The sequence below is a fragment of the Asaia prunellae JCM 25354 genome, from assembly GCF_000613885.1.
In the GTDB taxonomy this organism is placed as follows: Bacteria; Pseudomonadota; Alphaproteobacteria; order Acetobacterales; family Acetobacteraceae; genus Asaia; species Asaia prunellae.
In genome coordinates, this window is the sequence record NZ_BAJV01000019.1 from 1 (window position 1) to 24,032 (window position 24,032).

A 24,032-nucleotide genomic window follows, 5' to 3' on the forward strand; every position below is an offset into this window, starting at 1 on the left:
ATTTTCCTAAACCGTTTCAATGCTTTATGGGCATTTCACTGAAAACCTCCAGTTCGATGCCCCTGTGAGCGTGACATAAAACGTGACGTATAAGTCACACCCACGAAGCGATTATCCGCAGGTACTCATCCACCGATCGGTGCCCTTCAGACGCCTTCACACTCTTGTTATCTTCTTTAGATATCTTTCTGGCCTTCTGTGTCAGGCTGTCACTTAGAACCTTGCATCGTGAAAACACAGCGCGCGCCAGGTGTACTGAAGAGGCCGAGGCAACAGCCTCAGGACGCACATTAAGCGTGTAGGCGTTGCTGGTTCTAAGCACTCTGCCAGCACAGCGAATCCGCCTGAGCCTCCGCGTGACAAGGCCCATTGAATAGGCCTTATCGAGGGCACGTATTACGGTTCTGGCTGAGACACCTGCAGCGGTCGCTATGGTGGCGTGTGAAGGGTACAGGCCATCACGCCCCAGGAATGTGGCGAGACGCATCAGAACAGACGCTTGGGCATGGGTGAGTTCCCGCCCGTAAAGCCGCTTCAGCACGAGCTGGCGGAAGCGTTGCTTGATGCCTGCACGGGCAGCCGCACGATCTATTGAAAGCACATCAATATCCTTTGACATGCCTAGCAGGATCGAACTACTATGTAGCCCGACATTGGATTTGCCTCTGGTGTCTGCTAGGCGTAAGCCGAGGCCCTCTGAAGCGCGAACTTCAGGGGGCTTTTATTTTGCCCGTAGAGGGCCTTTAGGAGTTCCCCGGTAGGATTACACCGGACAGCCCTCAGAGGGGCCTGTAGCGGGCACCGTGGGGCTATCAGCGGCCATTACAGCATCAAGCACCCCGGCCAGTCTGCGGGCAGTCTTTCCTTTGCTCAGATGGGCGTACCGTTGTGTCATGTCTGACTTGCTGTGTCCCAGGATTGTCTGCACCTCGACCAGATCGACCGCATTGGACTGCAGCAGCCACGAAGCGCACGTGTGGCGCAGGCTGTGTACGGTGGCTTTACCGTGGCGTTTGACCACCAGCGGATCGCTGTTCAGACCGCACCTGTCCATGGCTTGCCGGATCAACAGCCCGATATTGTCAGGAGTCGGAATATCGCTGGTATCAGGGGCGAACACGTAGCGGCTGTTTCCACGCCCAAGACGGGACCTGTAGCGGTTCTTAAGGATCTCCTGCACAGCCACCGGCACGGGCACCAACCGTTCCCGTTCGGTTTTATTGCCGTAGATGGTCAGGGTATCGAATGTGTCCCGATCCACCTGCCGCCACTCAAGACTGGCGATCTCCGACCAGCGGGCACCAGTCATCACCAGTGTTAGCGCCACCTCCAGAGCCAGCCGGTCGTTCACCCGCATTGCAGCCGCGTGATCTGGGCCAACGGATTTTGCCACCACGCGCCCCTTGGTCAGCTCGTTACGCAGCACCTCAAACTCTTCCTTGCTCAGGTAGCGGGTCTTGGATGAGAGCTTGGGGGCAGCCCATGCACTGGCAGCATTCCCTGAGACCATTACGGCTGGGGCATCGTACCCCATGGTCACAGCCGCCCGCACCGCAGCTCGTATGTCCTTGATTTCATGGGCAATTGTCTGCTCACTGGCACCTTCAGAGCGCCGTTTCGCCACCAGCTGGGCCATGTGTGAGGGCTCTATAGCGGACATCAGTAGCCCCTCAGGAAGCCCCCAACGGCCTTTGAAGGTGCCCCTTGCAAACACCTTTTCACGTATTGCACGGGCATTCCGGGCATAGGACCGCCCCTCAGCTTCCAGTCTCTCCACCCGGAGGCGCATCGCCTCATCAAGTGTGATGTCCCTGGAGGGCTTCTCATTGGCAGCTCTCACGAGGTCCTGAAGGATCTCAGCGGCGGCTTTTGAAGCATCAGACCGGCGGGTCTTTTCGGTAGACCTACGCAGGCGCTTACCTGTGACCGGGTGCGTGGCATCCATCCACCACACTTTGGAATCAGGACGTTGATATAGATTCATCGGGTTTGCCTCTGGATTATCTAGTTAGTGCTGCACGAACAGCGGACAATAAGCGCAGTCACAACCCTCACAGGAGAACTTGTAAATCCCTGCCGTGGCAGCCTGTAAAATGCACCTGCGGGCAGCACTCAGAGAGTCAACGGGATAGACCACAGCGGGGCCACAAGGGGGCAGTATAGAGGCCCTGAAGGGACCTGAGGGCATCATGGGGTTTTCTATGGTAGCGACCACCCGGCACTCTGGTGTGTAGGGGTCGATGAGGTAGGTCTCTATCTCACACCCTGGGTCCTCATCGCCTAGGGCACACACCACCAGCGCACGAGACACCATCGATAAACTTACAGATACCTCGTCTGCATCAATGTCATTACAAAGGGACATGAAAAGCCACCTAAAGGCGAAACCCGATTGTTCCGCCGTGGCAAACACGTTTACACCGAACGCCTCAGGGTTTCAATAGGGGGGGGGGGCCACCAAACCTAAAGACGATTGGCATAACCGTTGAGAGAGGCCATATAATCCAGTGCCTCTATAAGAGTCTCCATGTCAGGCGTTACCTTATCGGGGTTGAGAGCTGCATAGAGATGTGGGTGATAATGTTTCAGGATCTCTTCAGCTAACTCACCAATATCCAGTCCCAGCAACTCACAGTACCGCTTAAGGTGCGCTCCACCAACAGGAGATAACCCCTTGTTCCACTTGTTCACCGTGCTGCCACTCACACCCATCAGGGCAGACAACTCCCGGTTACTGTATCCGGTCGCTGCCTGGGCTTTCTGAAGCCTCAGACCAAACTGTGTGTGATCAGTAGCAATAACGCTCGTGGCCCATAGCTTGCGGTCTACCGACATACGGTTCCCAACCCGGTCAACGATCATATCCATCATCCCCATCACCCCACCTCACAAACATACAAACAAACAAACTTGAAATAGCAGACACCAGCGGTTTTCAGAAACTGATAGACCGAAAGCCAGCGGGTATCATAGAACATCAAAAGAACCCTTAGTGAGGCGGATTAGTTCCGTAAGACTGATTCAGGAATTATACAAGCGGAACCAAAAGAGAACATTAGAAGGAACCTCAAGAGGCCCCTTAAGAGTACCCTTAAGAGTATATAACCTTTATAAGGAACTTTAACCCCTATCTATTGCCTACATAGCTTGGTCGTCTGGTGTAAGTAATTGAAAACAAAGGATAAAAGAGGGCACGAAAAAGGCCCCTCAGGGGGTTCCCCAAGGAGCCGAAATAAGGCAGCACCCGCCACAATTGATCGAAAATAATTTATCCCTGAGCGAAGACCCACGCCTCCACCAGGCTACCGACCCGTCGCGCCTTGCTGGGATCTGTTCGGTGATAGACCATCCAGCCAAAGGCGCGTGTGTAGATGATGGTGAAGGCGCCGCAGCGTGTGAGCATCATGACAAGCATCCCTCACGAACCAACTCATCAACAGACAGAACGTGCGGTAGAGGTTCACTGAAGGGGTCCGAAGGTTCTCCAAGAAAGCAGTTGAAAGACCCATCATGCGCGTGGCTGTACATGAGGCGCGCAATAGGGGTTCCGAAAGTGCTTGGTGAACGGGGTTTAGAGGGCTTTGAAGGTGTCATTGTGCAGAGCCCTTTGAAAGGGTTTGAAGGGGTTCTGAAGGGAACTCCCATCCGTCCCCTATCAGATCGTAAACACGGACCCTTGCAGGGCCTGATAGAGTGGCCCTTAGGGATTTTTTAAGGGCGCTTCTAGCTGCCCATTTAGGGTCTGACTGTAGCCGAGGCCACTCACAGGCCCCCCAGCGATGCTCCATTTTGCCCTTGTCTGAGGGGTCCGAGAAGGTCTCCAGGATGGCGATCTCTTCGCCATGTTCCAGCACGACTGCGAGTGTCATGGTTCAGCCCTCCGCCTTGGCGCGCTTAATCTGGTTCTTCCAGTAGTCCCGCGCTCCTCGGTGCATGTCCGCCACCGCAGTTCCGGGGCATAGGCGCAGGCACCTGACCTCGGTCTCTAGCTCCTTCTGCATATCTTCAGTGGTCATCGGCGAAGTGTCTCCGAACTCGCCTGTGTTCCACTTTCTTTTGAACGATCCGGCATCCTTGATGCCTTCAAGATAGAAGGCGCTGTAAACCTGCTTTCCCATGGTTCAGCCCTCCACTTTGAAAGTGCTAGACGCGCCAAGGCGGATAAACACACAGCCTGTGTCAGTCTCTCCACTGTGCCACTCCCCTTCCCATTTCAGGCGTTCTGCAAGAGCCTTTGCAGCTGCCTTGTGGTTGTCAGAAGAATTTAACGCACAGTCCCATGAAATAGTGATGCTGTCTGGCCGACCTGTGGCAGGGTTATTGTCCCCTGTTACTGCCTTAACGCGGCTCCCACGAGCGTTTGTAGGTCCAACATACTTGGTGATGATTACTACTGACATTGTCTTTTGCCTCTGGTTTCTCGGCTGTATTGCTCGATGACTGGAGGTTAAGCCTGAAGCCCTCCGGTTGGCAAGAGAAAAAATGCGCTGAACTGATTTTTTTTCTTCACGCCCTGCAAATCGTCCCCCGCGATATAACCGGGCGGGCGATATCACGCGCAAGGCTGGGATATTCCGTAGTCTTATCAGTGGCTTAAGGGCGCTCTATGTCACGCCCTGCAACATCCTGCCAACACACACATGACACACCCTTACTAATGCATCAGCTAGACTAGCTGCAATGGATGCACCATAACGCATTGAAGCATAAGACTTTATGTGTGCGAGTGTGTAAGAACGTGACGCGTTCGTGTCGCAACCTCGGGGCAAACAAAGGGCGGGACGTTTCCAGACCCCCTAGGGTCTCTTAAACATTCCCTTCAAAAAATCCGCTAAAGCTGTTGTTGTCGTAGTCAGTAGTCGGGGTTTCCGTGTGAAACTGCTGGCCAGATTTTTTGAGGGGGTAGGGGTGTCCTGAAGAACCTCTAAAACCCCCCGTACACCCCTCAGACCCCCTAAAGGGTCCCCCGGAGCAGGCGACCAAGCTATGTAGGCAATAGAAGATGGTCGGAGGCCTACGCAAATCAGGCGCCCCTGAAGAACACCCAAAGCGCCCATATCGTGAAATATCCGAGGGCAGTCACAAGGCCTGCCTGGGTCCAGACGAATAACGCCGCGCACAGACTCAGAGCGGTCTCCCACCAGCTAACATCCATTCTACACCCCTAGGGGCCTTTCAGAGCCCTTGAAGAACATGCGCGCCCACATTCACGGGCTTGTAAAGGAACCCGTTAATGCCCCTTGAGAGCGGAACATATGTTTCCGACCTGGTCACTACAAACCCCGCACATACAGATGATGTCAGCCAGGCAGATAGCCATATACGGCTTATCAAAAGCGCGCTGAAGGCTACTTTTCCGAACTTCAAGGGCGCCATTACAGCCTCACACGAGCTGATCAACTCCATTACAACGGCGCTGGGAACAGCTGGTACGCTGATACTGGACGGAACCTCGCAGCTGACCCTTACCAACAAGGATGGGAAGCTCCAGGTCTCAGGGGATGTCCTTACGAGTGGAGTAACTGCTTCCGGGTATCTTAAAGTTGCTGGGAAGGATGTCGAAGAGTACCTGTTTCCGTCTGGGGGAATTATCGCCTGGTCAGGTTCGGCAACCAATATCCCAGCTAAGTGGACGCTGTGTGACGGAAGCAATGGCACCCCGGATCTCAGAGGGCGCTTCATTATTGGGGCTGCTGGGGCATACACAGCTGGCGCTACGGGAGGGGCTGAAACAGGCACTACGAGCTTACAGGGCGACCACAACCATGGGGCGGCCACGTGGAACGGGGGCGGCTTCACAGCAACTGTCCAGACGGATACCAAGGGTGATCACGCGCACGGCGGAAACACCCAGCCAACGCATCTTACAACGGATCAGCTACCTTCTCACGTACACAACGCGCCGCGTTCGGCTACAGCCTCAGTTCAGACTGGTACGGGAACATCCGTAACCCTTGTTGAGATAAACGGGGTATCAGAAGCAAATGGCCCATACACGTCAGCAACAGGTTCAGGGGAGGGGCACAACCACGCGATTGCCGCTGATGGCGCCCACCAGCATTCTGTAACGGTTGCAAGGGGGGATCACACCCACGGAATAGCCTCAGACGGGACGCATTCTCACACAGTCGCAACGCTGCCTCCTTATTACGCCTTGTGCTACATTATGAAACTTTGAGGAGACCTGATGGCCCTTGTGCAATTCCGGGGTCTGGCCTCTGCAGGTATTGTAACTGATCCCAGCCCGTATGAGCTGGGGCTGAATGCTTGGTCCAGAGGGGCTAACGTCAGGTTCCATGCTAACAAGGCAGAGCGCGCCCCTGTATTCAAGACAATAGGGAAGGTAGAGGATACCCCTCTGTTTGCCCTCAGCTACCGTCCAGCTTCAGTAAGCGATGCCCTTCTGTATGCGACACCGACATCCATTAAGCGTTGGCTCCGCAGGGGCACCATTGATCTCACACCTACGGACGGCATCTCGTACACAGTAGGGCCAGCATTCACAACGACTGCCCTCGGTGATGTTGTATATCTGAACCAGCCTAGTGCATTGCCACTGTATTTTGCACCCCAGTCACAACGCTTCGAGACTCTCCCAGGATGGGACAAGACGTGGTCATGCCGCTCTCTAAGGGCATTCGGGAACTATATGGTAGCCCTCGGGGTCACTAAAGGTCCCCAGAGTGTCCCCCAGATGTTCAAGTGGTCTGATCTTGCCCTTGCAGGTCAGCCGCCTGGCTCGTGGGATGCAAATGATGCAACCACGAACGCAGGGGAGAACGTGCTTGAAGATCTAACCTCTCCTATTGTGGATGGAGCGCCGCTTAAAGACGCCTTTGTGGTCTATGCCTCTGATCAGGCTATTCTGGTCACGCAGACAGGGGATCAGCTTGTATTTGCATTTACCCGTCTGGGTATTGACGGGGGTTTAATAGCCCCTAACTGTGTAGTCGAGGTCTCGGGCGGACACTTCTGCTTTGGTATGACCGACATATACTTCCATGACGGTACAACCCAGAAGTCGATATGTGATGGTATTGTCAGGGATTTCATATTCAGCACCCTGAACCGCAAGCAGTCAGAGGTGTGCTTTACACTCTACTCACCTGCACACAAGGAAATTCTCTTTTGCTACAGCACCGTAGACCCCACAGCAAAGTGGTCGGGTCCAGGTGTAACAGAGCTGCGGTCTACAGCCTTACAAGTCAGACCTGGTCATTCCTTGATCTCCCAAATGTTTCTGCGGGAGGGATTGTCTCCGTTAGTCAGTCAGTGACGTATGCTGATTATGATGACGGCGGTCCCACATACGCCTCCATTACATCCAGCTATTTTGACTTGGACGGGCGTCACGATGACAACCCGTTCTTCACCTCCAGAGCTGGAAGCGGAATCCTGGCACCCCGGCTCGTTGCTTACGACTTTGCGAACAAAGGGGTCCTTACTGACCTTGAGGTTGAGGAGGAATGTAATGCACCCGCCTTTCTTGAGCGTGTAGGTCTCGATTTGGATACCCAAGGCTCGGACTTGGCTACATACAAGAATGTCAGACGCCTGTTTCCACAGTCGGTCATGTATGCGTCCACCCCTGTCAAGATAACGGTAGGAGGGTCTAACATGCCAGCAGGGCCTCAAAAGTGGGGAGCGCCGCTGACGTTTGATCCTACAGCGCAGTACAAGGTTGATGTGATGCTGGGAGGGCGATACCTGAGCTACAGGTTTGAGGTTGCAGCTCCAATAGACTTTGAAGTTGTGGGCTTTGATGCTGATGTAACCTCTGCGGGTAGGCGCTAATGGCTGACGCGCAGAGTACAAAGGCATATGTGGTCTCCCCCCTCCCCACACTCCCTACGAGTGACCGGGATTACATCAGGAGGGAGTTGAGCAGCATAGCAGCCTCTATAAAGGCCCTTAATACGCTTGTCCCCCAGGCTGCCTCAAAGCCTCCCGCAGCCCCTTTGGACTGCTCTGTCAGGTTTTCCAGAGCTCCTTGGAGACCTCTCCCAGATCAAACTGAAGACAGGTGGGTGTATTATGATGCAGCCAAAGGTTCTTGGCAGCCTTTCCCCTAATAAAATCCCTGTAGCCTGTCGTCCTGATTACACAATCAGCTACGAGCGGGGCTGTGAGTGTCTATTCGTCCATGTGGACGTGCTCAGGTGGTCTCACAGAGTCTGCCGCCAGTTTCAGCAGGACACTCAGGCCCTACAGGACCTTCTAGGAGAGCCTGTATATGCCCTTGAGGAGCTTGGAAAGCCTTTGCAACTCAAATTTCTGAGGCAGTCAGGGTTTATCCCCTGCGGGACCGTAACCGAAGCCCGTACAGCCTCTCCTATAGGCGTCTATTGCCGCCCATACGTGGGCAAACCGATCCTTCTTTTCAACGTGTAGCCCTGCGGGGCTCTTTGGAGTCCTTTGGGAAGCAGCAAGACCAAGACTACTTCTTCTTCGAGTACGTCGCCCTGGGATCCCCAGGCAACCCAAGTTCAGAATATCTTCAACCAAGCCCAGCAGAACTACAATCAGCAGTCTGCGAATGGTCCTACACGGGCCAGATGACGGCGGGGACAAACAATACCCTCAATGATGCCATAGGCCGCGCCAATTCGTGGGCGAACGGCTCCGGCATCGCCCTGACGGATGGCCAGTCATCAGCGGGCTCAACTGGTTTAGGGGCCTTGGCGCCTTACATGGCCAGGGCCTCCCAGCTCAGTCAGCAGGGCCTTGATAGCGGCCTTTCAGGTATCCTCAGCCAGTTCGCCAACGGTTCAACCTCAGCCAGCGGCCCTACAGCTGCCCTCTCGCAGGCTCTGAACGACTCAGCGGTCAACGGTGCAAGCGGGGCGAGTAACGCTCAGAACACTCTCTCGAACGTCTCTAAACAAGCCATGTCGGACCCTACAGAGCGCCTTGCGGCCAATGCCGGGACCTACATGAACTCATCGCCGGTCAATGAGGCGATTGCAGCGAACAATGCAACGATTGACCAGGCGTTGAACCAGACAACGCTTCCTGGAATCAACCGGCAGGCTGCTCAGGGAGGCGCGCTGAACTCGTCCCGTGCAGGTGCTGCGGCGGCTATGGCGCAGGGCCAGGCGGCAACGGCCAAGGCTACTCAGGCAGCGGCGCTCCAGAACAATGCGTATAATCAGGGGCTGTCTACGGCGCTGAGTGCGTACAATAACGGGCTTGGCACAGCGGCCAGTGCAGCGGGTACTCAGGGCAGTCTGGGCAACGCATCGGCGCTTGGTACGGCGGGGCTCCAGCAGAACAACTCGCAATACAACACTTCGAACCAGCTCAACGCCGCCTCTGGCCTACTCGGCCTCCAGCAGCAGAATGTAAACTCTCAGCTTTCTGCAAACAGTCAGCTGGGGACGGCAGCCGCGCTTGGAAACACAGCGACGAATAGCGCCATGCAGAACGCGCTGGCCAACTACCAACTTCAGGCTGGGGCAGGTCAGCAACAGCAGAGCAACGATCAGAACGCTCTGACCAATGCTTACCAGCAGTGGCAGAACCAGAACGGGTACCAGACAGGAATTCTGAATAACTATCTGGGGCTCGTTAGCGGTAACTACGGCAGCAACTCGACAGGCACCTCCACAACCAAGCAGAGCGGCTCCCTGGGTAACACACTCCTCGGTGGAGCCCTTGGTCTGGGCGGTCTACTTACAAAATATATCTGAGGACACATGACCTACGAGCGTCAATTTCTTGCGGGATTTGACGCCGCAGGAATCAGCCCAAAATTTCTTCCCGCAGCATACGGGATGTTTGGCCAGGAATCCTCCTTTGGTAGGGCGTCTCCGAATGTGCTTCAGGTTACGGCCTCAACGGCTGCAAAGCCTGGGTACGGATTAGCGCCCCTCAGTGGGCAGGATATTAATGATCCAGCCAAATCTTCGGCATTTGCCCTCCAGCTCCTGAAGGCAAAGGCTGAACATGCAGGACTTAGCTTTGAAAATCCCGCTGACTACCCTGCGATCCTCAGGCTTCACAATGGGGGCGGGGATCCGAACTATGTTCAGCATGTTGCGGCGCGCACCCCCTTAACCATCCCTGAAGAGGTTCCTACGGGGCCGAAAGAAGAACCTGAAATGGCCAGTCAACCGGCTCCCCAGCTAACGTATGTACCCCCGCCTATTCCTAAGGCCCTCCAGGACGCAGCTGATCCGTCAAGCAGGCGCAACCTGTCGCAGATACTTTTACGTGCTGGAGCTGGTTTTGCAGGTGGGCGCACATTTGGAGAGGGTATCTCAGGGGCTTTGGCGGGAGCTGCTGATGCAACAGACCAGCAGGAGCGCAGCGCCGCTGAACTCTACAAACAACAGCAGCTTGCGGGGCTGTACGGACTCAGGGCTGATACTGCGACGGCTAACATAGGCGCGCGCTTAGGGGCTGCTCAGACCTCCGCTGATGCACGTGTCAAGAGTGCCCAGACAAGGGCAGACGTGCTGACGCGAGGGCAGGACCTGAATCATCAGGATAAACAGGCCAGCCTCTCACAGCGCGCCGATTACCAGGCGAACGCTATAAAGCTGAGGCAGGCTCTGGCAAATGCACGAGGACTGCAGACAGCAGCCCTGACGGGAGCGCCCTATACCCCTGTAGGTGTTGACGGTGTGCCTCCTGCGGGGTCAGTCGTACAGGGTCCCCAAGGGGGACCTGCCATTCAAGGTCCTCCTGGCGCTGAGCCTCAACCCCCTCAGACGCCCCCTGGCCAACCCCCTCAGGAACTGCCTCCGGCTCCTCCGAGTGATCCATGGGCACTCCAGGCCCTTCCGGTTCCAGGGGGCATTCGAGGCGCTCAGCAATTCTCTCAGAAGAATCAGAGTGAGCGGGACAGGTACGCACGGGATCACGCAACAGCTCTGACTGATGATCAGGCGCTCCTGAACAATTTAGAACATTACCAGGGGGCTTACGATCGGCTCCAGAATACTGTGATGTCGAAGCCCGGTATGGGTGCCTCATGGCGTATCCCCTTGGCTTCAGTCCTGTCAGGGAATGGGCTTGGGAACCCCGATGCAGCCGCGCTGAAGAAAGAGCATAGTGTACTGACTTCTCTTCTGGCTCGTGCAAACGGCTCCCGAGTTCTTGTAGCCGGGTTGAAGGTTGCAGGTCAGTCCCTTCCAGATGAGTCAGTCCCGTATCAAGCTGGCAGCGCCGTTCTCAAGCAGACTACAGCAAATGCGCGCCTCCAGATGGCCGTAGATAAGGCTAGAGCGACCCTCTTGCAGCACAACCCCAATGCTACTCCTGCACAGATTGAATCTGCTCTTGGAGAGTACGTTCAGGGCATAGGAAATCCACTCGAAACAGGAGATGACGGGTCTGTAACGTCCCATGATATCCCTAGCTTCGAGCAGTGGAAATCGAAGGGTTCGGCAGTGCCTAAGGGCGATGAGGGGTCTTCCAAAGACGCTCCTAAAGCGCCTTCTATCAGCGCGCCTCCGGCTGCCGTTGATTATCTCCGTAACAACCCGCAGTTCTCCGAAGCCTTTGACCAGAAATACGGCAAGGGAGCTGCTGCAGCTATACTAGGAAAGTAATGGCCCAGAACCCGTTCGACCAGTTTGATGCAAAGCCTGCGTCGGGCGGGGGAAACCCATTCGACCAGTTTGATTCCCCTAAGGTGGCACCTAAGGAAGCCCCTCATGAGTCCACTCTGCACCATTGGGCTGGTATCACAGGACGCGCCCTCACAAATGGCGTGACAGGGCTTGCGGATATGTTCTCCCACGCGGGGGACACTGATCTTGCCCAGGCCTCGGCAATCCGGCCTGAACTGGCAGATGTGAAGCCAACCCCCATAAGTGAGCAGGCGGGGGCAGCCCTTGATCGGGCAGGTGTAGCCAAGCCACAAGGGGTCGGTGAACAGCTTTACTCAGGGGCTGTAAGTGCCCTTCCTGGCGCTGCCCTTGGCGGTGCTGCGGGTGCGCTCACCCGTCTTGGGACAGGGGCGGCCTCAGGTGCAGCCTCTACAGGTGCCGGGATGTTGGCCCATGCAGCGGGAGCTCCCCAGCTCAACAGGCGGCTATTGAGCTGGCAGCCGGACTTGCGGTTCCGGGAGGTGCAGCAGCGGGCTCAAAACTGGCTGATGCCAGAGCCCTTGCACGGTTCCTGAGTCAAGGGCGCCAGTCACAGCTTCTGTGCTGTCAGGTATTGATGCACACCACACATCCACCCTTAATGAGGGACCGTGGGCAAACTCAGCCGCCAGCTATGTAAAGGATGGTTCTGAGACCCTCAGCGGTCTTGCGGATGCCCTACACAAGAATGCCCTCATCTCAGCAGCCCAGCGGAAAACGATCGTAAATGCGGTAGGGCAGGCGGCTGCTCACCAGAACCGTATCTCTACAGCCCCTGGCTCTGCCTACGATACTATTTCTCAGATGCAGAACATCCCTCCAAGTGTGAGGGATGCCATCCTTGGCGGGTTGGACCACCTGGACACAGCTTCTAGCAACAAGCTTTTGCGGAATTCCAAGGGGCCTCTTGAAAAGATAGGGGCAGCTGCGGGGGGCATGATTCCCTTCTTCGGGCATCATACGGCCTTAGGTCTGCTCGATACACCTCCGGGAATGCTTATTGGTGGCGCTATCGGGCGCGGCTTGATAGTCGCCTTGGACTATCTAAAGCCCCTGCACAACGGCTTAACAGCGCCGCGCAGCGTGTACTCAAGATAACGGGGCAGGAGGCAGGGGAGAATCCCCTGGACAAGGCGCGCCGCATCTCAGGCGGGCTCAACGAGGCTGATCCCGAGATGCTTTTTGAGGCATCAGCAGGAGATATGGGAAGTCCCATACGCAACCCTGAAGGGATTGACTTCGGGGTTCCTCAAGGTCCGGCAGCGGTGCCCGCAGCCCCACGCCCACAGCCTCAAGCTCCGATCCGACCGGCTCAATCTGTACCAGACGCTCCCGAAGTCCCCGCAGGATTCCAGCCAGAGCTGCGGGGTGGGCAGGTACTTATTAACCACAAGCTTACAGATCAGCGTCTGCCCCCGGCATTGCACAGTGAGATTGCTGATGCAGTACATCAGGGTATCACCTCGGGGCTCCCTCAGGATGCAGCTGATGCCATCCTTTCAGGCCAGCATACAGACGGCTACACGGCGCGCTACCTGGCCCGCATGGTTCATCATCTGCGGACAGGTGCAGAGCGGCCTGAGGATTATGACACCTCAGCAGCTGAGGCGATCAAAAGAGCCTTTGCATCAGTCCCTGAGGTCCCAAACGGGCCATCTAACATGGGACGCCCAATAGACAACTATCACCGTTGGGCAGGGGCGGCGCGGTCCTATCAGTCTGCTGTAGATGGCGCAGCACAGGCTGCTTCGGCAGCAGGACATCACGAGGTTGCGGCACGTATGCAGGATCTCAAGGTCCTCCCGAAGACCGAGGCTAAGCAGAATCTCTATCAGGAGCTACTGGCAAAGCATCCTGAGGCGTCTTCGTTTATTTCTCAGCAGCTTCTTAAGGGAATTGATTGACAGACCAGATAGCACTGACCGCAGCAGCGGCGCGGCGCAGGACATTTGCGGCGACAATGGCAAAGGGGGCCTCAGGCTCTGCCCACCCTACAGATGACCTGCAAGACAACTCCACAAAGCAGAGTGGGGTTGTTGCCAGCTTGGACAACATCAATCGGGTACGCAAGAGCAAATCGAAGGTTAAGAAGCCCCGCTACGGTGCTCACGCGGCTGCTCTTGCACAGTCCGCACATGAGAATGGGAAGCCTGCGTTGGCTTCAGCAATTGCGGCTGTAGCCCACGCTCCACACCCTCAGGACAAGATGCAGGTGGCACAGAACTACCTCGCCACCCTTCCCCCTGAAGAGGCTCAGCAACACGCCCACATGTTTACCAAGCAACTTATGAAACAGTCAGACTGATGACCCTTGGAGAGTTCCTCAGAGATATCCAGGCCACAGTTCTGTGTCCTGTGCTGACAGCTCCTGAAGCCCAAGCAGCTATCAACCACCTAACAGGCCGTTTCATGGCCTCTCATCGTCCCGAAATCGAAGCGCAGATTGCGCAGAAAATAGGAGAAACGCCAGTTGGCAGCCTACGAACGTTATATTGCCGAGGATGGTCTTCCAAGGATCATCAGACCCCCGAACGCCAAGCCTCTGAACCGGCACCCAGCCCTTCAGGACAAGGTAAAGGGGATCTGGTATCCGTGCCTCGTGGGCGTCGTTCCGCATTACCCCGAAACACTTGAGGAATACCGTGCGGTCCAGGAGGCAAGCTCTAAACGCATCAGGCGTCTGATTGAGCTGAAGAAATGGGGTTGCCAGGGCGTTCCTCCGGGTTGGGCGGGCAAGAAGAAGCTGCTCGCCAAGATCAGACGCGAGGGTGCCACCCGTGCCAACAAGATTGTTAAGAAGATGATTGAGCAAGGAAAGATAACCAAAGAAGGTGAGATGGCCGAGGTTGCGCTGGCAGCCGCAGTTGAAATCGTCATCACCAGGGAAGAGCCTGCGCCGACCGAACACGAGGCAAGGCCGACAAGCAAATACCTCTATACAACCCGTGACCGCCTGGCAGCTCTCAAGACTGTGCTGGAGTTCACCAAGACCAAGCCTGTAGTTAAGACCGAGAATCAGTTTTCCCTTGCTGAGACTTGGCTGGACAGCATCAAAGAGGATTGAGCGAGAGTCGTAAGCGTGTCCGCCAGCGCCTCTATAACGACTTTGAATTCTACGCCAAACACGCTCTGAAGATTCGGACGAAGGATGCCAAAATCGTCCCGTTCGTGTTTAACGAGGCACAGCGGCGTCTTAGTGAGATTGTAGAGAAGCAGAAGGCAGCCACAGGGCGCGTTCGCGTCATCATCCTGAAGTCCCGCCAACAGGGCCTATCAACCTACGTTGAGGGGCGCCTCTACTTCCGGGTCTCCCAGCGCGAGGCCAAGAAGGCTATAGTCGTTACACACCACGCAACAGCCACCTCGACCCTGTTTGATATGACACAGCGGTTTCACGAGTTGTGTCCTGAAGTTCTGAGACCAGCCACTAGAACAGCATCTAGGCGGGAACTTCGGTTCGGAAAATTGGACAGCGGCTACATCGTCGCAACAGCAGGCGGTGATACAGTGGGGCGAGGTGAGACCCTTACACATGTTCATGCCTCTGAGGTAGCTTTCTGGCCTAAGGCATCCAGTCGGGAAATATTCTCTGGACTGATGGATGCTGTCCCAAAGAAAGATGACACTGAGGTTTATATCGAGAGCACAGCCAACGGTATGACGGGCGTGTTCTACGAACAGTGGCAGGAGGCTGTTGCTGGTCGATCAGAGTTTATTCCAGTATTCCTACCTTGGTTCATTGATCCGACCTGCCGGGTTGAGCCTGTAAAGGGCTTTCAACGCACCCCTATGGAAGAGGATGAAGCCGCCAAGTACGGGCTCGATGACTGGCAGCTTATGTTCAGGCGGCAGAAGATTGCAGAGAAGGGGCTGGACCTATGGAAGCAGGAATACCCGGCAACTCCTGAAGAAGCCTTTCTAACCTCTGGGCGCCCTGTATTCGATCCAGTCAGACTGGATGACATGCGAAGAGTTCTTCAACCCCCTGTCAGCCGTATGGCTTACGAGAACGGGAAGTTCGTAGAACATTCCATGGGAGAGCTACATCTCTTCCACCCGATCAAACCGGGAGAGAGTTACTTCATCGGGGCAGACGTTGCAGCAGGGGTAAACGGAGACTGGTCTGTGGCTCAGATACTTGATCCTGATATGAGACAGGTAGGTATCTTCCGCGCTCAGGTTGATCCCGACTACTTTGCACACATTCTAGCAGCCCTCGGGCACCTTTATAATGATGCCCGGATTATAGTTGAGGCCAATAACCACGGTATCCTCACAGTAACTAGACTGTTCAAGGACCTTCGATACCCTAACGTCTACTCAGATGAGGTCCATAATCAGGAGACGGATCAGGTTACAAAGCGGCTTGGCTTCCAGACCAACGTTTCTACCAAGCCCCTGATTATCGACAAGCTCCGGGCTGAAATCCGCAAGGATCACGTAGCTGTCTATGACTTCACTACCCTGGACGAGATGCGGACGTTCATCGTCACACAATCAGGCCGCATGGAGGCCGACAAGGGCAAGCACGACGACACCGTCATGGCTCTCGCCCTAGCCCTACACATCACTGAAAAACGCTGGGTGCCTATAGAGGTCCTGGACGACTGGTATCTTTCCCCTCAGGAGTAATTTGGCGAAACTGACAGATGCGGCAATTGCCGCTCTTGCCCAGACAGGCATAGGCCAGTCTTACGGCTACGGCGGCAGCTCAAAGCTGTCCAGAGAGCGTGAGCGCGTCTCTCGCTACTATGATGCCGAAAAACCCGGAATGCTCCACAAAGGAGATTCTGACTACCGCTCTATGAATGTCTATGTAGGCATCGAGAGCATGAAGGCACAGCTTCTTGAGGTCTTCTCAGGTAACACTCGCCCGGTTGTCTTCAATACTGCACCGGGTGAGACAGACATGCAGGCCAAGTTCAGGACTGACTATGTCACCCGTGTGATCTTCTCACAGAACCCTGGATTCCAGGTGTTCCAGACGGTTATTGAGGACGCTCTGAAGGCCCGTAACGGGGTCTGCAAGGTTTATTGGGAGACAGCCTACGAGGACCAGTTCTATGAGCTGAGTGAGCCTTCCTATGAGCAGCTCATGGCGTTCCTCCTGAAGGACCCTACGAGTTCAGTTGAAGAGGTCGAAAAGGGGGACGAAGAAGGGGTCCTGAAACGTGTGCGCGTGAAGTGTAAACGTAACCGCTCACAGGTCCGGCTGCGGCCTATCCCGCCTGAAGAGTTTGGTATCTCCCAGATGGCAACGTCCATTGAGGAAGCCAACCTGGTGTTCCATCGCCAGACCATGACCCGCTCTGAGCTTATCAAGCACGGATATGCAAGGGAGGTGGTGGATGCGCTGCCAGACAGTGATGGGATGGAGGCACGGCTTAATCCTGAGGTAGTTCAACGCTTTGATCAGACAGGCGATGTTATAGGCCTCGCTGATCGAGATGGGGACACGCAGGAAGCCCAGCGTATCTACACTGTATATGAGTGCTACATGCACTTGGATATAGAGGGTGATGGGACAAGTCAGCTCTATAAGGTTGATTTATGCTGCAATAAGGTTCTCGATAAGGAGCCTGTCAACACCAAGCCCTTTATTGACTTCTGCGCCCTCCCTCGGTCCCACGCATTCTACGGGACCAATTATGGGCTTCTGCTGGTTCCTACCCAGAACGCCCAGACCTTCCTGACCCGTTCCATCATCAACCACTCCCTCATCACGACCAACCCCCGAATGATGGTTGCTCAGGGCGGTGTAACGAACCCTCGTGAGCTGATGGAGAACAGGTTAGGGGGTATTGTAAACGTCCGCGACGTTATGTCCTCAGTTGCGCCCCTGCCGCAGGCTTCCCTGAACCCGTTCGTCTTCCAGACCATGTCCCAGCTTCAGCAGGGTGGCGAGGAAATCAGCGGCATCTCAAGCCTGTCACAGGGGTTGAATAAAGACGCCATCTCTACCCAGAACTCTCAGGGTATGGTGCAGGACCTGATTGCGGTCTCACAGATTCGGCAGAAGATTATTGCGCGGAACTTTGCAGAGGTATTTCTGCGTAAGCTCTACTCGATGGTCTACCGGCTGATCCTTGAGAATGAAGAGCCTCAGAAGCTCATCCAGGAGTCAAACGGGGTCTGGAAGCAGACGGACTTCACGCAGTGGCCTGAAGACACTGAGATGGAGATATCGCTCGCGCTTGGCTACGGTGAGCAGGCCAAAGAGGCTCAGAAGTGGCAAACGATCGACCAGTATCTGTCGAACCCGGCAAACGGCTACGGCCCCGCCTACACGCCTGACAAGAAGTTCTATGTTGCCAGTCGTATTCTGGAGAACATGGGTATCAAGGACGCTACCAGCGTTATTCTTCCCCCTGATCAGATCCAGCCCCCACAGCCCGATCCGCTCCAACAGGCCGAGCTGGCAGTTAAGCAGGCTGATGCCCAGGTCAAACTGGCAAATGCAGAGGCTGCAAAGCTCAATGCACAGCTGGCACGGGAAGAGGCTCAGCAGAAGTATGAGCAGGGTATGGCAAAGATCCACCTACAGACTGAGAAGGCTCACATGGAGCAGGCTCTCAAGCGCGATCAGCTGGATCACAAGATTGATATTGATACCGCTGAACTTCTCATGTCGAGAGAGGCCCTTGAAATGGGGGCTGCCCAAGCAAGGATTGAACCCGGTTGATACCCCATAACGAGGACCAGGCTGCGCTCCTGATTGAGCGCGGCGAGGCTGCCAAGCGCCTGCTTGAGGACCCGACTTTCTGTTCAGTCGTGGATGATCTCACCAATTACAACCTATCCGCCCTCTGTGCTTCACAGCCAGGGGACGCAGGCCGGGAGGCCAGGGAGTACCACCATCTTCTTCAGTATGCACTGACTGAAATCTGTCGTGAGTTACAGATGCGCCAGTCAGCCGGGGAGCAGATGCAGGAAGCCCTAGACAACCATGAGGACACATATTGATCCTGTTTAACAGAGGCCCGTTTATGGCCCCTGAAGGTGCCCCTGAGGGCGCCCCTGAGTTTGATGCTACTGAAGCCTTCGCAGCACGGTTCACTCCCTCTGAAGCCTCTGAGGGTGCTGCCGAAGACCCTCACAAGAAGCTCCCAGAACCGAAGGCTGAGGAAGAAGCTACGGTATCTGCTGAGGAGGCGCCTGCCCCTGAAGACGATGACCCTGATGTCGAGCTTCCATTTGGTGAGGAGTCCAGAACCTTCAAGCTGAAGGCTCTGCGGAGTATCATTGAGGAACACGGCCAGTTCTCAGGGCGATTTGAAGAGGCTGCGAAGGCTTCCGAAGCCGCCACAGCACAGAGAGCCCGCCTTGAAGCGGCTTACTCCGAGATGTGGCGCCGCGCTGAGGAGCGTTATGCGCCCTACAAGGATATCGACTGGCTCGCTATCAGCCGGGACCCGAGTATCGACACGGAGACGTTCCGTCAAATTCGAGCCGATGCTGAGGCTGCCCACGCTGATCTCGCATTCCTGCACAGCGAGGTAAATGGGCGCCTTGAGGAAACTCGGAAGGCTGCTGAAACGGCCCGAGAAGAGGCCGCTAAAGCGTGTGTGGAGGTTCTTAAAGATCCCGTTAAGGGCATCAAGGACTTTCCTGCGGTCTACCCCAAGCTTATCGAGTTTGGGCGTAAAAGTGGTGTAGAAGGCGTTGAAAACATTGTGGACCCTGCTGTCCTCCGTCTTCTGCATAAAGCCTACCTGTATGACACTGGAAGCAAGACTGTAGATGCTCAGATCCAGAAAGTCGTCAACAAGCCTAGCCGGGTGATCAAACCGGGCTCAGCCCGCGCAAGTGCGGACACAGCCGAGAAGGCTGAGCTGAACAAGGCTATCAGCAACCTACGCTCCCACCCCTCTGACGTAGACGCCATTACAGCAGCGTTCTCGGCTAAATTTCACTAAGGAACCTATTTGACCACCATTTCCTCCTACGATGTTGTAGGTACCAAAGAAGACGTTTCGGACATTATCTCCAATATTGCTCCGACCAGTACGCCGTTTCAGTCGATGATCGGCAGTGATAAGTGCGGCCAGCGCCTCTTCGACTGGCAGGAAGACTCCCTGATGAATGTAGGGGAGAATGCTCAGACTGAGGGTGCAACAGCTCCTGACGCGCAGTCCAAACCTACTGTGATGCGGGAGAACACCACTCAGATCTTTACCAAGACGGCTAGTGTGACGGGGTCCATGCAGAAGACCCAGACGTATGGGCGCAGGGATGAGATGGCGTATCAGCTGGGCCTACGTTCCAAGGAGCTGAAGCGCGACCGCGAGTGGGCCTTCATCGGCACCGGACAGGGTAAAGAGGCTGGTGCAGCAGGTACGGCGCGGAAGATGGCCGGCTATCAGGCGATGATTGATCCCAGCATGATTTATACGGCTGGGGCGGGTATGAACGCTTCGGAAACGCCTGCCGCTTCCCCGCTCACTGAGCAGATGGTCCTGACAACGCAGCAGGCCTGCTATGATAACGGTGCTGATCCGACCACGATCATCGTCCGCCCCAGCGATGCCGCCACTATTGCTGATTTCTCTGCTTCCAACCGTACCGTCATGGTTCAGAATCAGGACACAACCCTGAATCACAACATCTCAATCTATAAGTCCCCCTTCGGGACCCTTAAGGTTGTGATGGACCGCTTTGTTCGGGGCACCAATGCCTCTGGCTCAAAGGACACCACGGCGGATGCTCTGCTGTTTGACCCGGCAATGTGGAAGCTTGTCACCTTCCGTGACTGGTTCACGCAGGATCTGGCGATCACAGGTGACACCAAGAACAAGCAGATCCTGGGCGAGTTCTCTCTGAAGCATATGAACTTCAAAGGCTCAGCCTGATCACGAACCTGGACTAAGCCACTCTGAGGGGCCTCTAACGGGGCTCCTCGGTTCCCCTTCACATTCTTCAAAGCAGGCCCTTGAACGCTTTCAACACCGTCCAGACCAACTTGATAGGTCAGGATGACGGATCGCTCGTGATCCTACGCAAACAAGAACTTTCGGACGACTTTCTCGCAGCCCTGCGGGATGAGCGCCTAGCCTCGAAAAATGTGAGGGAGCGCGAATACATGAAGGTCGCCTCTATCCCTGCAGCTGTGTTCGATCTGTGGTGCGCTCAGGGTTATGACCCTTGGAACATGGAGGCTCGTGAGATTGTTGCACTACTTCGTAGAGACAATCTTGAAGCATTCCTGGCCACTTCCAAGGAGATATGATGTCATACTCCCCCATCACAATCTATAAATCCACAAACCTGACGTTGTCTTCAGGCAGTGCCTCAGCTCAGCCAGTCTCTACGGCAAGCCGTGCAATCAGAGTTGTTGGCACGGTAGACGCTTGGATCAGCCTCAACGGCCCAGCCGCAGTAGGGCAGGGGCTCTTCCTCCCGACAGGCCATGTTGAGTACCTGAACGCTGCCCCCGGAACAGTCCTTGCAGCAGTTCCTGATAACGGAGCTGTAGGAACCATCAACATTTCGGAGATTGGCTGACCATGTGGCGCCTTTTAAGTGCCCTAGCTGCACTCTTTTTTATCTCTCCCTTTGCCTCGGCACAGACGTTAGTCACTCCAGTCGGTCAAGACAGAGTGCCAGCAGTCACATCTTACAAGGCTTCGTCAGGTGTCTGGCATAAGGTCCAGCCTGTATCCCTGGTGTGTGCTGGAGGGCTGCTTTGTGACTACCTTACTCAAGATCAGCTCGATAGCAGGCTGGGCAGTTACACGACTGTTGATGCGCTCACTTATGCAATGGACTCGCTTCATCAGCAGGCGTCCGCAACGTACCTTCCCAAAACAGGCGGCACGGTTCAGACGCTGGCTGTTACAACCAGCTTCTCTCCACCCTCGATAGCGTTTGATGATCTGCCCCGTCCATGCACTCCCCCTCTGATCGCCTATGTTCCGGATGGTCAGAAGTTCTGGACGGCTATGACTGCTGATCACAATGCAGGCTCGTCCTACATTTACAAGGATACAAATCCCACGAATGCAAGCACTTATGTAGGGTGCTTGCTCGTAAACGGGACGCCTAGCTGGGTACCTCTCCTCATCAACTCTCAAGCCGGAAAGTGGTGATGAGTACCCTTCAGGACATACTCTCCGACTTCAACGGCGAACTTAACAGGGATGACTGCCCTCAGGAGCGCGCTATCGCTTTCGTCAACAGGGCCGTTATGCGCGTTCAGAGGACCCTCAGGGTCCCCTCAATGGAACGCTCACGTCTTATTTTAGCTCAGGGGGAGATGACCTATGTGACGGTCCCTGATGACCTTCTGGAGATGATTGATGTGTTTTCCAGTACCACCTGTCAGGACCGCAGTAGACCCCTGGACCGAAAGGCCTTCCGGCAGATTGTAGAGCTTCCTAAGTTAGGCGCTCCAAGTGCTTATGCAAGGGTAGGAAGTACGCTGCACTTTCGGGGGGCAATACCCAACGGCGGGTCGGTGCTTCTGCACTACTATGGCTCAGTGGACCGTCTCCAGGACCTTTCCGACACCAATGCCTTCAGCTTATCCTGTCCTGATCTTCTTACTTACGGTGCGCTGAAGTACGCGGGGCTGTGGTGTGATCACCCTTCAACCCAGACATGGGAAGACACCTTTGTCGGGATCTTAGGGGATGTGCAAGGGCAGACGATCGCTATGGAAAATAGTGGTGGCCCCTCTGCCATCCAACCTTTATATCCTCTGGATTAGAGTCCTATGACCACACCTTCCTTGAAGACCCCTGCAAAGTGCTGTGGGTCCTTTTTTTACGATAATACCCTGTCGATTGCAGCTGCATTGGACATACAGAACGCCTTACAGGCTGCTCTCCCCCTTGCTCAGGATGCTAACGAGGCAGCCCAGAAGGCCCTCTCAGATGCCCAGCAGGCTTTGATCAACGCAAATTATTTCCTGACGGGGGATCTACGGGGCCTCCCGACTTCCGATGAAGGTCTTCCCTCAGGGACTCTATGGAATAACGGGGGGACTATTGCTGTTGTATAGAGGTCTCTGTGGCGGGACTCTCCTGTGGCTCCTTGCCTCTTCAAGTGCGTATGCTCTTCCGGCTCCGACCTTTGACAAGCTGACTATCAAACAGGGCCTGACTTCAGGTGGCCTCCTGCAACCCCCCTTTGTTTCTATCTTGGCAAAGGGCGCAAAGTGTGACGGCACAACCGACGACACAGTGGCCATCAATGCCGTTCTTTCAGCATACAACAACGTTGCGATCCCGCAGGGCATCAGCAAGTGCCTGGTTTCCTCGCCCATTAACATCACCAGAAACGGCACTACGCTCGTAGGTGCGGGGCAAACGTCTGTAACGTTCGTCTCCAACTCGGCTACAGCCCCTGTGATTTCTGTGGCTGCTGGGCTGTCCAACTACACCCTGTCTGGCTTTTCGGTAGATCGGTCTGTCGCTCCAACCTCTGATACGGCGCGGGGTATTGATACGTCAGGCGGGGGAGGTGGATTTGCTACCTGCGGGACATCTATGCCACCAATCAATGGACCGGATTTTATCTGGGCGGGATGGCTTATGGCGTTGCATCAAACCTGACGGCACAGAACAATTATGGCGACGGGTTCTATCTGAGCAACAACGCAACATACACGACAGCACAATGGAACCTGACCAACACCATTAGCCAGACGAACGATGGCTATGGCTACAGTGTCGTATCCAACACGAAAAACCCCATGATATTACTTCCGTGGTGGGACACGCAGGCTTTCGCCAATGGCCTTGGTGGAGCGCGGTTTGTTGGGACACCTGAAGGGTATATTTCCAACATCAACATCGAGGGCGGCATATTCTCTACAGACGGGAATAACGAGCTGTTCTTCAACACCTACAGCGGTCATATTACCGTTTCTGGCGGAACGTTCATTGAAGCCGCCGGTACGGCTGCAACGGGTCGGAGCTTCAGGCTGCCAAAGTCCAATATAGGCCGCGGAATATACGTCACAGGTAATGTTGCGGATATTCAGATCGGAGACGTGATTGTCTTTGATAATTCGCAGGAAGGCTATGTTGGAAGCGCGTTCAGAACGCAGATCGTAGGGGCTGAATTCCTTCAGAACGGGGCTAACGGTGCCGCAGGTACGTGTTCTATCAACCTGATAAACACAAACCAGGCCTCTACAGCACTTATTACGGGGACCCGTTCAGGGGCGTTGAATTCCAACCTCAGCACAACAGCCGGTATTTGTGCGGTCAACGGGGCAGGTGTGACCATTACAGGCAACGATCTCGCGTATAACTCTCAAGTAGGGGTGTATTTCAGCGGAGACAAAACGGGGGCGCACGTAGAGGCAATGCCGGTTATCTCACGGTCAGCCGTGGCGAGGTGACTCTACCAGCCGGAGAGGTGTCCGTAACGGTTCCTCACGGGCTCCCTGGAGTTCCTTATTGGGTCTCCATATCTCCCACGAAAGCCCCTGGA

At 55.3% G+C, this 24,032-nt stretch carries 23 protein-coding genes; 18 read left to right on the plus strand and 5 right to left on the minus strand.

What is annotated here, in order from left to right:
- Positions 1-94: 94 nt before the first annotated feature.
- The 5 genes from JCM25354_RS13810 to JCM25354_RS13840 all read right to left on the minus strand — a co-directional run bounded on the left by JCM25354_RS13810 (position 95) and on the right by JCM25354_RS13840 (position 4,118).
- A complete protein-coding gene (locus JCM25354_RS13810; protein ID WP_148301525.1) occupies positions 95-601 on the minus strand; it encodes a helix-turn-helix domain-containing protein in 507 nt (168 codons plus the stop codon).
- A 162-nt stretch (positions 602-763) separates the two neighbouring features.
- A complete protein-coding gene (locus JCM25354_RS13815; RefSeq protein WP_084294786.1) occupies positions 764-1,984 on the minus strand; it encodes a tyrosine-type recombinase/integrase in 1,221 nt (406 codons plus the stop codon).
- A gap of 479 nt (positions 1,985-2,463) precedes the next feature.
- Entirely contained in the window at positions 2,464-2,871 is a 408-nt protein-coding gene (locus JCM25354_RS13820) for a helix-turn-helix domain-containing protein (RefSeq protein WP_159103505.1), read from the minus strand.
- A gap of 397 nt (positions 2,872-3,268) precedes the next feature.
- Entirely contained in the window at positions 3,269-3,406 is a 138-nt protein-coding gene (locus JCM25354_RS21430; RefSeq protein WP_159103506.1) for a hypothetical protein, read from the minus strand.
- 466 nt (positions 3,407-3,872) lie between these two features.
- Positions 3,873-4,118 (minus strand): hypothetical protein, encoded by a 246-nt coding sequence (locus JCM25354_RS13840; RefSeq protein WP_025886443.1) that lies wholly within the window; start codon positions 4,116-4,118, stop codon positions 3,873-3,875.
- A 1,115-nt stretch (positions 4,119-5,233) separates the two neighbouring features.
- Between JCM25354_RS13840 and JCM25354_RS13845 the strand changes: the two genes are divergently transcribed.
- The 18 genes from JCM25354_RS13845 (at position 5,234) to JCM25354_RS13955 (ending at position 23,940) form a co-directional block, all read left to right on the plus strand.
- Entirely contained in the window at positions 5,234-6,178 is a 945-nt protein-coding gene (locus JCM25354_RS13845) for a phage tail protein (protein WP_025886444.1), read from the plus strand.
- Positions 6,179-6,187: 9 nt separating this feature from the next.
- Complete coding sequence (locus JCM25354_RS13850; protein WP_025886445.1) at positions 6,188-7,276, plus strand: hypothetical protein; 1,089 nt, start codon at positions 6,188-6,190, stop codon at positions 7,274-7,276.
- 1,279 nt (positions 7,277-8,555) lie between these two features.
- Positions 8,556-9,689: a hypothetical protein gene (locus tag JCM25354_RS13865; protein WP_025886448.1), complete on the plus strand. Its 1,134-nt coding sequence runs from the start codon at positions 8,556-8,558 to the stop codon at positions 9,687-9,689.
- Between the two features lie 411 nt (positions 9,690-10,100).
- The gene (locus JCM25354_RS13870; RefSeq protein WP_148301526.1) at positions 10,101-11,555 is read left to right on the plus strand and encodes a hypothetical protein; all 1,455 of its coding nucleotides are present in this window, start codon (positions 10,101-10,103) and stop codon (positions 11,553-11,555) included.
- A complete protein-coding gene (locus JCM25354_RS13875) occupies positions 11,555-12,130 on the plus strand; it encodes a hypothetical protein (RefSeq protein WP_025886450.1) in 576 nt (191 codons plus the stop codon). Before JCM25354_RS13870 ends, JCM25354_RS13875 begins: the two co-directional genes overlap by 1 nt.
- A gap of 666 nt (positions 12,131-12,796) precedes the next feature.
- Positions 12,797-13,498 carry a hypothetical protein gene (locus tag JCM25354_RS13885; protein ID WP_148301527.1) on the plus strand — a complete coding sequence of 234 codons (702 nt, stop codon included), beginning with the start codon at positions 12,797-12,799 and terminating at the stop codon, positions 13,496-13,498.
- The gene (locus JCM25354_RS13890; RefSeq protein WP_025886453.1) at positions 13,495-13,899 is read left to right on the plus strand and encodes a hypothetical protein; all 405 of its coding nucleotides are present in this window, start codon (positions 13,495-13,497) and stop codon (positions 13,897-13,899) included. Before JCM25354_RS13885 ends, JCM25354_RS13890 begins: the two co-directional genes overlap by 4 nt.
- 165 nt (positions 13,900-14,064) lie before the next feature.
- Entirely contained in the window at positions 14,065-14,658 is a 594-nt protein-coding gene (locus JCM25354_RS13895) for a hypothetical protein (RefSeq protein ID WP_025886454.1), read from the plus strand.
- Positions 14,655-16,226 (plus strand): hypothetical protein, encoded by a 1,572-nt coding sequence (locus JCM25354_RS20355; protein ID WP_025886455.1) that lies wholly within the window; start codon positions 14,655-14,657, stop codon positions 16,224-16,226. Before JCM25354_RS13895 ends, JCM25354_RS20355 begins: the two co-directional genes overlap by 4 nt.
- 1 nt (position 16,227) lies before the next feature.
- Positions 16,228-18,276 carry a portal protein gene (locus JCM25354_RS13905; protein ID WP_025886456.1) on the plus strand — a complete coding sequence of 683 codons (2,049 nt, stop codon included), beginning with the start codon at positions 16,228-16,230 and terminating at the stop codon, positions 18,274-18,276.
- Complete coding sequence (locus JCM25354_RS13910; RefSeq protein WP_025886457.1) at positions 18,273-18,557, plus strand: hypothetical protein; 285 nt, start codon at positions 18,273-18,275, stop codon at positions 18,555-18,557. The genes JCM25354_RS13905 and JCM25354_RS13910 overlap by 4 nt, the downstream gene beginning before the upstream one ends.
- Complete coding sequence (locus JCM25354_RS13915) at positions 18,554-19,510, plus strand: hypothetical protein (protein ID WP_025886458.1); 957 nt, start codon at positions 18,554-18,556, stop codon at positions 19,508-19,510. Before JCM25354_RS13910 ends, JCM25354_RS13915 begins: the two co-directional genes overlap by 4 nt.
- Positions 19,511-19,519: 9 nt before the next feature.
- Positions 19,520-20,443 (plus strand): SU10 major capsid protein, encoded by a 924-nt coding sequence (locus JCM25354_RS20360; protein WP_025886459.1) that lies wholly within the window; start codon positions 19,520-19,522, stop codon positions 20,441-20,443.
- Between the two features lie 230 nt (positions 20,444-20,673).
- Positions 20,674-20,820 carry a hypothetical protein gene (locus tag JCM25354_RS21435; protein ID WP_159103508.1) on the plus strand — a complete coding sequence of 49 codons (147 nt, stop codon included), beginning with the start codon at positions 20,674-20,676 and terminating at the stop codon, positions 20,818-20,820.
- A gap of 370 nt (positions 20,821-21,190) precedes the next feature.
- Positions 21,191-21,679 carry a hypothetical protein gene (locus tag JCM25354_RS13935; RefSeq protein WP_025886462.1) on the plus strand — a complete coding sequence of 163 codons (489 nt, stop codon included), beginning with the start codon at positions 21,191-21,193 and terminating at the stop codon, positions 21,677-21,679.
- The gene (locus tag JCM25354_RS13940) at positions 21,679-22,299 is read left to right on the plus strand and encodes a phage adaptor protein (RefSeq protein WP_025886463.1); all 621 of its coding nucleotides are present in this window, start codon (positions 21,679-21,681) and stop codon (positions 22,297-22,299) included. Before JCM25354_RS13935 ends, JCM25354_RS13940 begins: the two co-directional genes overlap by 1 nt.
- A gap of 286 nt (positions 22,300-22,585) precedes the next feature.
- Positions 22,586-23,146, plus strand: coding sequence for a glycosyl hydrolase family 28-related protein (locus JCM25354_RS13950; protein ID WP_025886465.1), 561 nt, complete (start codon positions 22,586-22,588; stop codon positions 23,144-23,146).
- On the plus strand, positions 23,119-23,940 hold the full coding sequence (locus JCM25354_RS13955; RefSeq protein WP_025886466.1) for a hypothetical protein: 822 nt from the start codon (positions 23,119-23,121) through the stop codon (positions 23,938-23,940). The genes JCM25354_RS13950 and JCM25354_RS13955 overlap by 28 nt, the downstream gene beginning before the upstream one ends.
- The last annotated feature ends 92 nt before the right edge of the window (positions 23,941-24,032 follow it).

Excerpts from the sequence above, each read along its gene's own strand:
- JCM25354_RS13815 (WP_084294786.1), bottom strand. The coding sequence starts at position 1,984 with ATGAATCTATATCAACGTCCTGATTCCAAAGTGTGGTGGATGGATGCC.
- JCM25354_RS13820 (WP_159103505.1), bottom strand. The coding sequence starts at position 2,871 with ATGATGGATATGATCGTTGACCGGGTTGGGAACCGTATGTCGGTAGAC.
- JCM25354_RS21430 (WP_159103506.1), bottom strand. The coding sequence starts at position 3,406 with ATGATGCTCACACGCTGCGGCGCCTTCACCATCATCTACACACGCGCC.
- JCM25354_RS13840 (WP_025886443.1), bottom strand. The coding sequence starts at position 4,118 with ATGGGAAAGCAGGTTTACAGCGCCTTCTATCTTGAAGGCATCAAGGAT.
- JCM25354_RS13845 (WP_025886444.1), top strand. The coding sequence starts at position 5,234 with ATGCCCCTTGAGAGCGGAACATATGTTTCCGACCTGGTCACTACAAAC.
- JCM25354_RS13850 (WP_025886445.1), top strand. The coding sequence starts at position 6,188 with ATGGCCCTTGTGCAATTCCGGGGTCTGGCCTCTGCAGGTATTGTAACT.
- JCM25354_RS13865 (WP_025886448.1), top strand. The coding sequence starts at position 8,556 with ATGACGGCGGGGACAAACAATACCCTCAATGATGCCATAGGCCGCGCC.
- JCM25354_RS13870 (WP_148301526.1), top strand. The coding sequence starts at position 10,101 with ATGGCCAGTCAACCGGCTCCCCAGCTAACGTATGTACCCCCGCCTATT.
- JCM25354_RS13875 (WP_025886450.1), top strand. The coding sequence starts at position 11,555 with ATGGCCCAGAACCCGTTCGACCAGTTTGATGCAAAGCCTGCGTCGGGC.
- JCM25354_RS13885 (WP_148301527.1), top strand. The coding sequence starts at position 12,797 with ATGGGAAGTCCCATACGCAACCCTGAAGGGATTGACTTCGGGGTTCCT.
- JCM25354_RS21435 (WP_159103508.1), top strand. The coding sequence starts at position 20,674 with ATGAAGGTCGCCTCTATCCCTGCAGCTGTGTTCGATCTGTGGTGCGCT.
- JCM25354_RS13940 (WP_025886463.1), top strand. The coding sequence starts at position 21,679 with ATGAGTACCCTTCAGGACATACTCTCCGACTTCAACGGCGAACTTAAC.
- JCM25354_RS13955 (WP_025886466.1), top strand. The coding sequence starts at position 23,119 with ATGGCTTATGGCGTTGCATCAAACCTGACGGCACAGAACAATTATGGC.